Annotated in this window: 8 protein-coding genes and 1 tRNA gene; 5 read left to right on the plus strand and 4 right to left on the minus strand. The window is 65.6% G+C overall.

Going from position 1 to position 13,128, the window contains the following annotated elements; translation table 11 throughout:
- Positions 1 to 373: 373 nt before the first annotated feature.
- From NO360_RS00060 to NO360_RS00070, 3 genes are all read left to right on the plus strand, one after another.
- A complete protein-coding gene (locus NO360_RS00060; RefSeq protein ID WP_256305345.1) occupies positions 374 to 2,470 on the plus strand; it encodes a DEAD/DEAH box helicase in 2,097 nt (698 codons plus the stop codon).
- A gap of 9 nt (positions 2,471 to 2,479) precedes the next feature.
- Positions 2,480 to 4,879 (plus strand): type I restriction endonuclease subunit M, encoded by a 2,400-nt coding sequence (locus tag NO360_RS00065; RefSeq protein ID WP_256305346.1) that lies wholly within the window; start codon positions 2,480 to 2,482, stop codon positions 4,877 to 4,879.
- An 82-nt stretch (positions 4,880 to 4,961) separates the two neighbouring features.
- Positions 4,962 to 5,035, plus strand: a tRNA-Tyr gene (locus NO360_RS00070).
- A 690-nt stretch (positions 5,036 to 5,725) separates the two neighbouring features.
- On the opposite strand, the gene NO360_RS00075 is transcribed toward NO360_RS00070, so the two are convergent.
- Together NO360_RS00075 and NO360_RS00080 are read right to left on the minus strand one after the other, a co-directional pair.
- The gene (locus NO360_RS00075) at positions 5,726 to 6,103 is read right to left on the minus strand and encodes a hypothetical protein (RefSeq protein WP_256305347.1); all 378 of its coding nucleotides are present in this window, start codon (positions 6,101 to 6,103) and stop codon (positions 5,726 to 5,728) included.
- 526 nt (positions 6,104 to 6,629) lie between these two features.
- Positions 6,630 to 7,349, minus strand: coding sequence for an SDR family NAD(P)-dependent oxidoreductase (locus tag NO360_RS00080; protein WP_256305348.1), 720 nt, complete (start codon positions 7,347 to 7,349; stop codon positions 6,630 to 6,632).
- A gap of 226 nt (positions 7,350 to 7,575) precedes the next feature.
- On the opposite strand from NO360_RS00080, the gene cutA reads away from it, so the two are divergent.
- Positions 7,576 to 7,881, plus strand: coding sequence for a divalent-cation tolerance protein CutA (gene cutA, locus NO360_RS00085; protein WP_256305349.1), 306 nt, complete (start codon positions 7,576 to 7,578; stop codon positions 7,879 to 7,881).
- Between the two features lie 48 nt (positions 7,882 to 7,929).
- Here cutA and NO360_RS00090 read toward each other — a convergent pair whose 3' ends face one another.
- On the minus strand, positions 7,930 to 9,600 hold the full coding sequence (locus NO360_RS00090; protein ID WP_256305350.1) for an aldehyde dehydrogenase family protein: 1,671 nt from the start codon (positions 9,598 to 9,600) through the stop codon (positions 7,930 to 7,932).
- A 126-nt stretch (positions 9,601 to 9,726) separates the two neighbouring features.
- Here NO360_RS00090 and NO360_RS00095 point away from each other — a divergent pair, with 126 nt between their 5' ends.
- Complete coding sequence (locus NO360_RS00095) at positions 9,727 to 10,314, plus strand: FAD-dependent oxidoreductase (protein WP_256305351.1); 588 nt, start codon at positions 9,727 to 9,729, stop codon at positions 10,312 to 10,314.
- 147 nt (positions 10,315 to 10,461) lie between these two features.
- Here the strand turns inward: NO360_RS00095 and NO360_RS00100 are convergent, their stop codons facing one another.
- Positions 10,462 to 13,125, minus strand: a complete 2,664-nt coding sequence (locus tag NO360_RS00100; RefSeq protein ID WP_256305352.1) for an outer membrane protein assembly factor BamB family protein — start codon at positions 13,123 to 13,125, stop codon at positions 10,462 to 10,464.
- Positions 13,126 to 13,128: the final 3 nt, after the last annotated feature.

A 13,128-nucleotide genomic window follows, 5' to 3' on the forward strand; every position in this document is an offset into this window, starting at 1 on the left:
AGTCCGAACTCCCCTCTCGAAATAACCGAAATTTGTGTCCTCGCTCCTCCATCTTCCCGGTTTTTCACCGGAAACACGGTGTGCGTGCGATGAAAGAAACGAGACGTGTGTCAGAGTCGGTCTTGACATCGTCACGGGTAACACCATCACGGACGATGCCGGAACGCAAGCACGCCGGAGTAGCTACCGATAGCACCTGTACCGGGCCAGCTACCGAAAGTCCCGAATCCCTGCGACGGATCCGTACCTCTGCCACAGTCCCGTACCTCTGCTACAGTCCCATACCCCCGCCAAAAGTCCCGTATCCCACGTCATCCCAGTGCGCCCGCGACAGTCGCAAACCGTTTCCCGGTCGGGGACCTTCCGAGAAACGATGACAGACGACGAGGGCGGCGAGGAATTGGGGGGCGAAGAACGATCTGATGCGGACGAGGGCCCGCACGGGTCGGCTGTACCCGTCGACGTGGAACGCTTCCGTGACGTCTTGGAGGCCGAGGGACGCCCGCTGGTAACTGCCTCGGAAGTCGCCCGACGGCTGAGTACGACGCAGGCAGTCGCTTCGGAGGAACTCGACCGCCTCTCCGAGTCGGGCGCGATAGAGCGCGTCAACGTCGAATCGGATCCCGTCGTCTATTTCCCGAGAGAGTGGCGCAAGCTCGCCGATCGCGAGCGAATCGTGCTGTTCCCGGAGCGCCGAGAGATCGTCGTCGACCGCCCCACACAGTACACGCGCGCGCAACTCTCCCAGTTCGCTCACCTCGTCGACTCCACCGGCGAACGGGAACGAACGACTGCGGATCGGGAGACGAACACGCGTGGGTACATTTACGAGATCAGACAGGAAGACGTCTGGCAGGCCCCGTTCGACGACGTATCCGACCTGCTTTCGATGATGCGTTCGGTTCTCCCGCGTCGATCGCCCCACTTGGAATCGTGGGTCGAATCGCAGTGGAAACGCGCAAACCGATTCCGCCTGTTCACCCACGAGGACGGCTACGTCGTCATCGAGGCCGCTTCGGAGAGTCTGATGGGCAACGTCGCGCGCCAGAAACTCGACGAGGAGCAGTTGGTTGCGCCGATCTCCGACACGCAGAGCTGGGTCCGAGACGGGGCGGAAGCAGCGATCAAGCGGATCCTCTACGAGGCGGGGTATCCGGTCGTCGACGACCGCGACCTCGATACCGGAGACCCGCTCGATCTGGACCTGACGGTCGATCTGCGCGATTACCAACGGGACTGGGTCGATCGATTCCTCGATCAGCGGTCGGGCGTCCTCGTCGGCCCGTCGGGCGCGGGAAAGACAGTGACGGCGATCGGGGTCCTGGCCGCGGTCGGCGGCGAGACGCTCGTGTTAGTCCCGTCGCGTGAACTCGCCTCGCAGTGGCGTCAGGAACTCCTCAGGCACACCACCCTCGACGCGGAACAGATCGGCGAGTACCACGGCGGGCAGAAGGAGATCCGTCCGGTGACGATCGCGACCTACCAGACCGCGGGAATGGACCGCCACCGCTCCCTGTTCGACTCCCGCGGGTGGGGACTGGTCGTCTACGACGAGGTTCACCACATCCCTTCGAAGATATACCGACGGAGCGCGGACCTCCAGACGAAACACCGGCTTGGACTCTCGGCGACTCCCGTTCGAGAGGACGACAAGGAGAAGGAGATATTCACGCTAATCGGCCCTCCGATCGGAACCGACTGGTCGAAACTGTTCGACGCCGGGTACGTCCAAGAGCCGGAGGTCCAGATCCGGTATCTGCCGTGGGCCGACGACCTCGCGCGTAACGAGTGGGCGAGCGCCGAGGGACGAGACAGGCACCGAATCGCGGCGGAGAACCCGCAGAAGATCGAAGAGACTCGCCGGCTGCTCGGCGCCCACCCGGACGCGAAAGCGCTCGTCTTCGTCGACTGGCTCGAACAGGGGAAAGCGCTCGCGGAGTCGCTCGACGTTCCGTTCGTCAGCGGCGAGATGCCGCATCACCGTCGCGAGCGCGTGTTCGATTCGTTTCGGGACGGCGACCTCCGCACGCTCGTTATCTCGCGCGTCGGCGACGAGGGCATCGACCTGCCGAACGCGGAGCTCGCGATCGTCGCGTCCGGCCTCGGCGGGTCGCGACGGCAGGGCGCACAGCGCGCCGGACGGACGATGCGACCCGCCGGCGGGTCACAGGTGTACGTACTCGCCACCCGCGGGACTTCCGAGGAGGACTTCGCACAGCGACGGATGCGCCACCTGGCTGAGAAAGGCGTTCGGGTGAAGGAGTCGGACCGTCCCCGAGAGACGGAGACGGAGGCGGAGGCGGGCGTGACCGAAGCGGTGGCGGAGGACGGAACTGACTCGTCGAGAGACGACCGAGCCGAAGCGGACGAGGACGATCAGATCGAACAGCGAACAGACGACAGACCCGAAGGTGCCGATTCAGGCACGAACCGGTTTGTCCGAGGCGACGCCGACGACCAGGAGGAGTGAGCTCCCAGGATGCCAGACGGAGACTCTGTCGGCGACAATGACGGCACCTCCCCGCTGCCACGTCTCTTGGATACTGATCTGCTCGGACAGTATCGGTCGTCGCTGGAAGCGTCACTCGGCCACCCGACGATCGAGTCCGAGTTCGACGCGTGGCGAGCGTACGTTGCCGGACGGCACGGAGACGTCTTTGCCCACCTCGCCGACGACTCGTCGGTATCGGCGGCCGCTCAGACGCTTTTCGTCGACACCCTGACCTTCGACTTCCTGCTCACCCGACTGCTCGACGCGGTCGAAGATCGATTCGACTGTACCGTTGCCCGCCCACTCGCGGCCGACGCCTCGGTCCCGTTCGACGCGGACTTCGCATCCGTCCACGAGGTGGTTGCTGCCGAGATGTCCGTTCCGGCGGAGGCGTCTGCGTTCCGTCGGCAGGCCGTCGAGTGCGTCGAGTCGGCGTCGCCGTACGACGTCGCGGGCCTCTATCGAGAGTCCGTTTCACTCCGCACCCGGCGGGCATTCGGTCGGTACGACACGCCTCGCGGACTCGCTGAACTCGCGGTCCAAGAGGTTTTTGAGCGCTCCGCAGAGGGTGGAAGGGCGTCCGAAGCGGCCGGATCCGAATCAGAATTACGCTCCGCTGAAGAAGCCGACTCGGCCCGTTCAGCGGACATCTCGCTCGTGGTGGACCCCGGCTGTGGTGCCGGGGCTTTCCTCGGTGCGGCGGCGGCTCGGCTTGTAGCGGAGCCACGGGACGTTCCAGCCACCGAGCGAATCCGAACCATACTCGATTCCGTCCGCGGATTCGACATCGCCCCGAGTGCCGTTCGGGCTTCCCGGCTCGCGCTTATCCTCGCCGTCCGGCCGCTCCTCGAAGCGATGAACGATTCAGAGCGGGCGACCGAGGGGCGCCCGACGTTCACTCCTCGCGTCGTTCTCGGCGACGCCGCCGAAGCGACTCCCGACAGTCCTCCGCTCGACGGGGAACGCGCCGACGCGCTGTTGATGAACCCGCCGTGGCTGACCTGGGATTCGCTGTCGGAGACGGTGAAAGACCGCTGGCGAACGGACTCGGGAGACGGCTCCGAACCGGCCTTGTTCGGCCACCGTGGTCTCGACGCCCGACTCGGTTACGCGAACGACGATCTCTCAGTACCGTACGCGCTTCGCTGTGTCCACCGATTGCTCCGCGACGGGGGCCGCGCGTCGCTGATTCTGAAGCGAGACCTCCTCATCGGTCCCGCCGGGGAACGGCTCCGGCGATCGGACATCGGCGGGCGCTCGATCGTCTACGATCGCGTCCACGACTTCGGCTCGTTGGCCCCGTTCGCGGAGGTCGACGCGGGGACCGCGCTGTTCGCGCTCCGGATGGGCGGAAGCGGAGACCATAGCGACGTTTCTGGAACGGAACCGACGGAAGACGGGATCCCGCTGACCCGATGGTGTACTGTTTCCGAAACGAACGCGCCAACGCCGTCACGGAACGGCGTCGATTCCTTCGAGTCGTTGTCGAGGATGCGATCGTCGTTCGATCGCACGCGGACGCACCTCGTCCCGGCCGAACCGGGTACCCCGTCGTCGCCTTGGCTCAGTGCTGACGCCGAGAGAGCGGCGCTCGGAACGTGCACCTATCGAATTCGACACGGCGTCAAAGACGACGCGAAAGCGGTCTACGCAGTCGACGAGGAGACGATCGAGCGCCACGGTCTGGAATCCGATCACGTCTACCCGTATTTGAAATCGAAACACATCGTGAAGTACGGCCTCTTCGGTCACGACCTCCAACTCGTTCCCCAACGACGCGTCGACGAGAACAACGAGGACGAGATCCGGCGGGAGACCCCGGCGACGTACGCCTATCTGGATGCACACCGCGATCGACTGCTCGACCGCGGCTCTTCCTGGTTCGACGGCGAGCCGTTCTACTCGCTTTTCGGGATCGGTCCGTACACGTGGGCGGAGTACAAGGTCGTCTGGTGCCGCCTCGGATTCAAGCCGCACTTCGCCGTCGTCTCGACGGTCTCCGACTCTCTCGTCGGCGACAAGCCAGTCGTCCCGGGAGACCACTGTATGTTCGTCGCTACCGACGACGAGCGCGAAGCCCACTACCTCTGTGCGCTTCTCAATTCCGCGCCCTATCAGCGGTGCCTCCGCGACATCTCCTCCGGGGGGAAAGCCAGCCTCTCGAAGTCGACGGTCGAGCGACTCGCACTCCCGAAATGGGACGACAGCCACCGACAGCGACGACTCGCAGCGCTGTCACAACGAGCCCACTCGATCGTTCCCGAACACACCGACTGCTCGAAACGGGCCTACAATACCAAGACGATTCCCGAGCTGGCTTCCGTCCAGCACGAAATCGACCGAACCGCCGAACGGTTCCTAGTTGCTGACGCCGACGGAGGAGTCTGACGACTGTGAGCGGTTCCGGCGAACCGGCTGACGGCTCCGATGAGTAACCCTTAAGTCCGCCAGCGGCGCTACGTTGAGTTGCCCGCCCTTAGCTCAGCCTGGTAGAGCAGCCGACTGTAGATCGGCTTGTCCCCCGTTCAATTCGGGGAGGGCGGACTCAATTTTCGGCCGGATTGTGGCATACCCCGAGAACCGGGTATTCGGGTTTCTCAGGTCCTGATTCGGTTGTATCCGATTCTCGAAATCGGGGTAAATATTCGGAGTTGAATTCGTGTCAAGCCGCGCCCCCCTGCAGTCTGCCGATTAGTATAGTCGAAACGGGGGGATTCGCGTGAGCTCAACGAAGGAATCTGTCGAAGGAGTCTGTCTATACTCCCGACGAGTTGCGGGATGATATCGCCCGGTTGCACACCCACCTTTTGCGCTGCGGGCTGCCGTAGGGAGCCCTCGTCTACGGCGCGCCCCAGCGCCCGCCGTACGGCCAGCGAGACGGCTTTGCCGTCTCGCGCTGGCAAAATATGGACCAAAAGCACTGCGCCACCCCCTCAGGGCGGCGTTGCCGCGTTTCGAGGTGGCGCGCTCACTGCGCTCGCTCGCGGTATGTCGGTCATCTCTACTGGCCACACCCTGAACAGAATATATTCCTTTCTAACGATTTCAACAGAGCCGGCCGGAAGTGAAGGCGTGAGAACCGTCCACCGACATCTTTGAGTCGTCTGCTGACCAAGTAACAGTCTCGGTATGGTGTGGTCTCGGAGTCCGCATCTTCGGAGCGTGCGTACGAAGTTCAGCCAGTCTCCTCCAAGGTAGTCGGATCATCACAGTACTTGGAGACCCCTGTCGTGACTACTCATCGCCCGTTTGCTGGGAGCGCTGTTCTTCGGCACGCTCACGGAGCCGCTGGATCTTCTCGAGGACCCTCTCGATGTCGATCTCGAACGCCCGGGCGGCATACGTCACCGACACCGACGCTGTAAAATACGCCATTCGTATATCCTCATCGGCGCGTGCGACGGTTGGCGGGACGCCTCGCTTGCCACTGTTGCCCTCGTCGAATCCGCCCACCAACTCGTAGATGTCTGCGTATAGACGGGCTTTGTCGGGGTTTTCGAAGGATTTGATCCGGTAGCCCGAGCGCTCGAAGTGATACAGATCGGGCAGCATCCGCTCCTCGTGAACAATCCGGCAATCGTTCGTGTACTCCTCAATCACGTCATCACTCATTGCTGCTGGCCAACCTTACGACTCTGTGGTTCTTAATCAGCGCTATTATAGATCAGCCATGTATCGAGGCGTCTGAGGGGTACAACGACAGCTTCGCGAATACTCTCTCTTTGGTGCCATCGAAGTGCCGCTTCTCCTTCTTGATACTTCTCTTCGCACCCGCGTGGACAGTGCCCGCACTGTGGAGGTGAAGGCCGTGTCAGATAACAGAGATGCAAGATCCGGGCCGAGCTACCGCTCAGTGTGTAGGTAGCACCGAGTGGTCGTGTTATCAGAGGGAGGTGTGGGAAGAATTTCCCGCCGCAGTCGTTTGTGTCCGTGGCACACTCCCACATACGCAGTCGTTCTGACCACTCATCAATCAGCATTTTCACCCAGATCCTCAGTGTAATAAATCGAGTGAATCACCGGCCAGGTGCAAATTCAAATGTAGGTAGCCGTCAGAACGACCGTATCGCTGTGTATCGGCGCGTTGCGTCAGAAATAATCAATCTCCGACACTACTTCCATACTGGCCGTCTCGATCTCACAGGAACTCCGTATTCTGCGGGCCGTTGGTGATGTGCACCTCGAAGGGTTGGGTGCCGATGTCGTCCTGTTCGACGAGATGCCAGTAGGTCTCTGCCATCTCGTCGGGATCGAGGAACGTCTCCGCGCCCCGCTCGGGGTTCCGCTCGCGGGCCTCCGGACCGTCGATCTGGCCGTCGATGACGACGTGGGCGACGTGGACGCCGTCGGGTCCGAACTCCTGAGCGATGTCCATCGCCATCCCGCGCGCCGCGAACTTCGCGGCCGTGAAGCCGATCGTGCCGCCGAGGCTCCGCACCGCGGAGGTAGCGCCCGTGAAAATGACTGTCCCGCCCCCCGTGTCGAGCATATCGCCGACAGCCTCCTTCGAGCAGACGAACGCGCCGCGGCCACCGACCGCCCACGCGTCCTCGAACTCCTCCACGCTCAGATCCATCAGCCCCTTCCAGGCGGCCGCGCTCGCGTGATTGACGAGCACGTCGACGGAGCCGAACTCCGCTCTGACCGTCGCGAAACCCTCTCTGATCTCCGAAACGTCGCTGAGGTCGGTCCGAACTGCGAGTCCCTCTCCCGGATCGGGGAGGTCGGCGGCTAAGTCTTCGATGAAATCCGCTGTGCGAGCGAACAGCGCTACTCGACAGCCTTCGGCAGCGAACGTTCGGGCGAGCGATTCACCCAGTCCGGGACCGACACCCGCGATGACTGCGGTGCGTGCCATAGAAATACGTCGCTCCTCCGCTCCAAAACCGTGGTGGTGGTTCCCGTGCGGAACACCGATCGTCTTCCGGTCGGCGCTCGGCAGTCGCTTTCGACGTGATAATCGGGTTCTGCGCCCTTCAGGTGGGAACCCTGTGCCGAAGCCCCCCCGCTGTTTTCCGACGGAGGGACGACCGATTCGCTTCCCCCAGCACGACTAAACAGGCTCCCCGGCACACTGTGAAACGATGCCGACTGTATACGTAACTGCTCCCCGAGACGCGGCCGCGGATCTCGCCACGTTCCTGATCGACGAGAAGCTGGCCGCCTGCGTCAACGTCGTCGACTGCGAGTCGTACTACCGCTGGGACGGAGACGTCTACGAGGGCGACGAGGAAGCGATCCTCCTCGCGAAGACGACCGCGGATCGATACCCCGAACTCAGACGACAACTCGAAGCCGAACATCCGGCCGAGGTCCCGTGTATCGAGCGCTTCGACGAAGCCGACGTGCTCGATTCGTACGCGGAATGGGTCGACAGGGAGGTGCGGTAGCGAACGCGTAGCGATGATCGAAAGGCGACGGGAACCGACCTCGCTCGCCTACTCTCTCCCGACGTCGCCGACGACGGTCCGACTCTGCTCCCGCAGGAACTGCGGGAGGTACCAGTAGCCGCCGGCGAACTTGCTGGTCGTCCCGGACGCCTTCCAGCCCCCGAACGGCTGCGCTTGGACGAGTGCGCCGGTCGTCGCGCTCTGCTCGCGGTTCACGTAGCACATCCCCGATTCGATCCGCTCGAACCAGGTCTCGACCTCGTTTTCGTCCTCTGAAAAGAGTCCGGCACAGAGCCCGTATGTGCTGTCGTTGGCGTTGGCGATCGCCTCGTCGAGCCCCGAGACGGGGTGGATCGTCACGAACGGGACGAAGTGTTCCTCCCGTGCGAGTTCGTGGTCGTGCGGGACGCCGGTCACCACCGTCGGCTCGACGAACCGTCCGTTGGGGAGGTCCCCCGAGCGCTCCCGCCCGGTCTTCTCTCTGCCAGAGCGATCTCCGTCCGAGCCCGTGTCGCCGGAGCGCCCGTCGTCGGCGACGACAGCCCCGCCAGTCCGGACCGTGCCCACCTGCCGCGCCCGATCACAGATGTCTACGTACCGGTCGAGAGCGTCGTCGTCGATCAGCGGCGAGACGAACGCCTCGGCGGTCCGCGGTCTGTCGATCACCAACTCCTCGGTCGCCGCGACCAGTCGGTCGGTGAACTCCTCGATCACGCGCTCGTCGACGTATACGCGGCTGGTCGCCGAGCACTTCTGTCCGCTGTACCCGAACGCGCCGTTTGTGACGCCCGAGACCGCCTTTTCGAGATCGGCGTTTGCGGTGACGATCACCGGGTTCTTTCCGCCGAGTTCGGCGATCACCGGGCCTGGTTTCTCGAGGTCGAAGAAGGTCCGACGGATGTTTCGGCCCACGGTCCTGGACCCGGTGAAGACGACGCCGGCGACGTCCTCGTGTTCGACGAGCGGTCGGCCGACTGCGCCCCCACTTCCGGTGACCAGGTTGACGACGCCGTCGGGAAGGCCGGCCTCGACGAGGATATCGACTGCCTTGTGGGCGATCAGCGACGTCGCGCTCGCGGGCTTCGCGACGGCCGTGTTCCCCGTGAGCAACGCGCCGGAGAGCATCCCGCAGAAGATGGCGAACGGGAAGTTGAACGGGCCGATCACGCCGAAGACGCCGAACGGCTCCAGGGCGTTCGTGCAGTGCTCTCCGGGCGTCGGTTCGCCCGTGTCGTACTCGTACCCGTCGTTGCGTTCGAGTTCGCGGCTGTAGAACCGGAGGAAGTCGATGCCTTCGTCTATATCCGCCATCGCCTCGGTCCGGTTCTTGCCGTTCTCGAGGGTCAACGTCGCCGCGAGTTCGAACTTCCGATTCCGCATCAGCGCTGCCGCACGTCGAAATATCTCGATCCGCTCGCTCCAGTGGGTCGCCCGCCACTCGTCGAAGGCGTCACGTGCGGCCGCGACCGCTCGGTCGACGTCGTCCGCTCCGGCCGCTGCGAACTGCCCGATTTCGAGCGTCTGATCGGCTGGACTGGTGACGGTGTACGTCTCCTCGGCGTCGACCCGCCGGCCGTCGATCAAAAGCGCGTGGGATCGCCCCAGTTCGGATTCGACCTCCGTGACTGCCTCCTCGAACGATCGGTGGAACTCGTCGAGCGTTCCCTCCGATCGGTATGCGGCGAACGTGCGTTCGTTCTCGAAGGGTTTCGGGTCCATATTTATGCATAATAATTGGGTTGAATTTCTAATAAAGCTGCGTCACGTATCTTCGACCGCCCGCCGTTCCGGTTCGCCCGCCCGACCACCCAACACTGAATTCAGAAGAGTGCTTATGTGTACGGGATGTCACGAGTAGCAATCGTCGGCGGCGGTCCCGCCGGCCTCTCGGCTGCCCTGTTCGCGGCGAAGAACGGCCTCGAAGCGGTCGTTTTCGATACGGACGACACGTGGATGCACAAGGCGCACCTGTTCAATTACCCGGGCGTCGGCTCGCTCGACGGCTCGGCGTTTCTGCAGACCGCACGCCAACAGGCGGACGATTTCGGCGCGGAGCGCCATCAAGACGTGGAAGTCACTGACGTCGACGCCAGCGGGGACGGGTTCACCCTCACCGCCGACGGAGAGACCCACGACGCCGACTACCTGGTCCTCGCGACCGGTGCGAGTCGCGATCTCGCGGAGTCGCTCGGCTGTGCGTTCTCCGACGACGACACCGTCGAGGTCGACGTCTCGATGGAGACGAGCGTCGCAGACGCCTACGCCACGGGCGGAATGGTCCGCGCCGAGGAGTGGCAGGCGGTCATCTCCGCCGGCGACGGCGCCGCGGCGGCGCTGAACATCCTCTCGAAGGAGAAGGGCGAGCACTACCACGACTTCGACACGCCGGCCACCGCCGAGGAGGTCTTCGGCGGTATGCGCGACGAAGCCTGATAATGATCACTCTCACTTTTTACTGCCGAGCACTGTCCCCGTTGCCGGCGCTCGGCGGGAAGAGACGAGAGTAATCATTATGAAGCGCTCCGGCCCCGGGAATCGCTCACTTTCCGAACTCCCCGGTCGCCGCGTTCCGAAACCCCCTCACTCGCCGACGACCGCGTACACGCGCCCGGTCTGATCGGCAACGAACACCGCCCCGTGACCGAGCGCCGGCGGGGCGTCGACCCACCGGCCGAGCGCCAACTGCCAGCGGACGTCCCCGCTGGTCGCGTCGAACGCCCAGAGCGTCCCCGTGTGATCCCCAGCGTACACCGTCTCGTCCCCGACCGCGGGCGTCGCCCGAACCGACCCGTCGGTCGACTGTCGCCACGCGACCGACCCGTCGTCGCGGTGCAGCGCGACGACCTCGCCCGCGTCCGTGCCGACGAACACGCGCCGGTCCGTCACCGATGGCCCGCCGAAGACCGCGCCGCCGACTTCCCGACGCCAGCGGCGTTCGCCCTCGACGTCGTATGCGCTCACGCGACCCGCCTCGTCGGCGACGAAGACCGATCCGTCGACTGCGGCGGGACCGGCGTGGACCCCCGCGCCCACCGACTCCTCCCAGTCGACCACGGGGCGGGCCACTCCGCTCCCGTCGTCGGGATCGCCTTCCCCGGTGGTCGACGGTTCTCCTCCGTCCTCCCCGGTGGTCGGCGTGTTCTCACCGTCGCCGGGGGCGGTCGAATCGTCCCCCGGATCGACCGCGACGAGTCGACCGGCGGCCGTCGCGACGAACACGCGACCGGTCGACACCGCCGGCGCACCGCTCACCGGCCCGCCGTCGTCGCCATCGCCATCGTCCGACTCCAGCGAGAGCTGCCACAGCAACTGCCCGTTGCGAGGATCGACAACGACGAATCCCGCTTCGGTCCCGACGTATGCCCGGCCGTCGGCGTAGGTGACCGGCGAGCGCAGTCGGACGTCGAGGCCGCGCTCCCAGAGCGGTTCGGGTTTCGGGAAGTCGATGTGCGGAGTCGGCGTTGCGGTCGGCTCTGCCGGCCCCGGCGTCGCGGTCGGCGTCGGCGTCGGTCGGAGTTTCCCCCGCGGTGATTCCCCGTAGTCGACCGTTCTGACGCGGAACAGCGAGCCGTCCGTGCCGCCGCCGAGAAGCGTCTCGGCCGCCGTCGAATCCGGCGCAGTTCCCGTCCTCGTCGGCGAACCGGCGCTCCCTTCGGCGTCCGTCTCCGAATCGCCCCTCATGTCCTCGAGGAAGACCGGCGTGATCGCCGGAGTGGCCGCGCCGCCGGCGAGCGACAGCTCCTGCCCCTCGGTCGCGAGGACGTCGTACGTCCCGCCGTCCCTGCTCCCGCCGGCGACGGTACGCGGCCCGACGACCGGTCCGGACATCGTCGTCGGGCGGAACGGGAACTCCCAGCGCCGGTCCCCCGAGGATGCGTCGAGGGCGACGACGGTCCCGTACTGATCGCCGGCGTAGACGACTCCGTCCCGGAGGCGGGCGTCGAACTGGACCGCGGCGTCGGTCTCGCGACGCCAGCTCACGCTTCCGTCCTCCCGGTCGACGGCGACGACGCCGTCGTCGGTTCCGAGGACGACATCGTCATCGGTCAGAACGGGATTCGTGCTCCCACCGGCTTCGGACTGCCATAGGACGCCCCCTTCGCGGTCCAATTTCACGGGGCCCTCCCCTAGAACAACGACGTAGATCCCGTCCGCGGCGGCGGTCGGCCCCCGCGTCACCCAGTCGCCGACCGTCCTCCGCCAGCGACGGTCGCCCGACCCCGCGCCGACGGCGTACACGGAGCCCCGATTCGTACCGGCGTAGACGACGCCCTCGTGGTGACCGGGTGGGGCGGTCGGCGGCCCGTCGAGCGGGCGGTCCCACAGTCGCTCCCCGGACTCGCTGTCGAGTGCGACGAGCACGCCCGGTTCGCCGTCGTCCTCGTCCGTCTCCCAGCGTCTCGCGGTGGCGAAGGCGACGCCGTCGACGACGAGTGGCGGGTACGCGCGGCTGGGCGCGACCGCTTCCCAGAGCGTCTCCCCGCTCGCGACGTCGACAGCGACGACGCCGTTCGAGAACGTCCCCACGTACGCGCGCGTCCCGACGAGCGTCGGCGCGTAGAGGACGCCGCCCGGGAGTTCGATCGAGCGAACCCGTTCACCGCTCGCGGCGTCGAACACCGTCAGTCGCTCGCGCTGTGGGACGACAGCGAAGCCGGCCCCGACCGCCGGCGGGAACCGGGCGTCGGCGAGGGTCGCCCGCCAGCGGACTTCGCCCGCCGGGTCGAGGGCTGCGATTCGGCCGTCCTCGCTGACGACGTACGGGCCGTCCACTCCGTCGTTTTCGTCGCCGGCGGTGTCGCCATTTTCTGCACCCGCGCCCGGCGGCGCGCCGACCGCGGCTCCGACCGTTCCGGCGCTGTCCGTCGTCCACCTGCGGCTCGGGTCCGCGGTCGGCCCCGAGGTCTCGACGAAACCGGTGTTCCCCGCGTCCGCGCGGGCCTGTGGCCACGGACCGACGGCTTCGGGTGTGGGTCCGAGAGCCGCGGGAGTAGGTCGGCCGTTCGATGCGTCGGTCCCGTCCGTGCCGGACCCCGACCCGGGGCTCCCTTCGGGGGTCCCCGTCCCGCCGCATCCGGCGACAGTGCCCCCGAGGGCGACGCCGAGGCTCGCGAGAAACTGCCGTCGGGTCGATGCTGTCGCTCCGTGATCACGGGCTTCCTCGCGGTGTTGGGAAGAGATTTCGGCGTCGTCGGGCGGACTGCCGGTGGAAGATCCGTCGTTCGCGCGTGGAGGGCGTTTCATACC

The sequence above is a fragment of the Halobellus litoreus genome (assembly GCF_024464595.1).
Classification (GTDB): Archaea; Halobacteriota; Halobacteria; order Halobacteriales; family Haloferacaceae; genus Haloquadratum; species Haloquadratum litoreum.

Excerpts from the sequence above, each read along its gene's own strand:
- NO360_RS00095 (WP_256305351.1), top strand. The coding sequence starts at position 9,727 with ATGTCACGAGTAGCAATCGTCGGCGGCGGTCCCGCCGGCCTCTCGGCT.
- NO360_RS00090 (WP_256305350.1), bottom strand. The coding sequence starts at position 9,600 with ATGGACCCGAAACCCTTCGAGAACGAACGCACGTTCGCCGCATACCGA.
- cutA (WP_256305349.1), top strand. The coding sequence starts at position 7,576 with ATGCCGACTGTATACGTAACTGCTCCCCGAGACGCGGCCGCGGATCTC.
- NO360_RS00080 (WP_256305348.1), bottom strand. The coding sequence starts at position 7,349 with ATGGCACGCACCGCAGTCATCGCGGGTGTCGGTCCCGGACTGGGTGAA.
- NO360_RS00100 (WP_256305352.1), bottom strand. The coding sequence starts at position 13,125 with ATGAAACGCCCTCCACGCGCGAACGACGGATCTTCCACCGGCAGTCCG.
- NO360_RS00065 (WP_256305346.1), top strand. The coding sequence starts at position 2,480 with ATGCCAGACGGAGACTCTGTCGGCGACAATGACGGCACCTCCCCGCTG.
- NO360_RS00060 (WP_256305345.1), top strand. The coding sequence starts at position 374 with ATGACAGACGACGAGGGCGGCGAGGAATTGGGGGGCGAAGAACGATCT.
- NO360_RS00075 (WP_256305347.1), bottom strand. The coding sequence starts at position 6,103 with ATGAGTGATGACGTGATTGAGGAGTACACGAACGATTGCCGGATTGTT.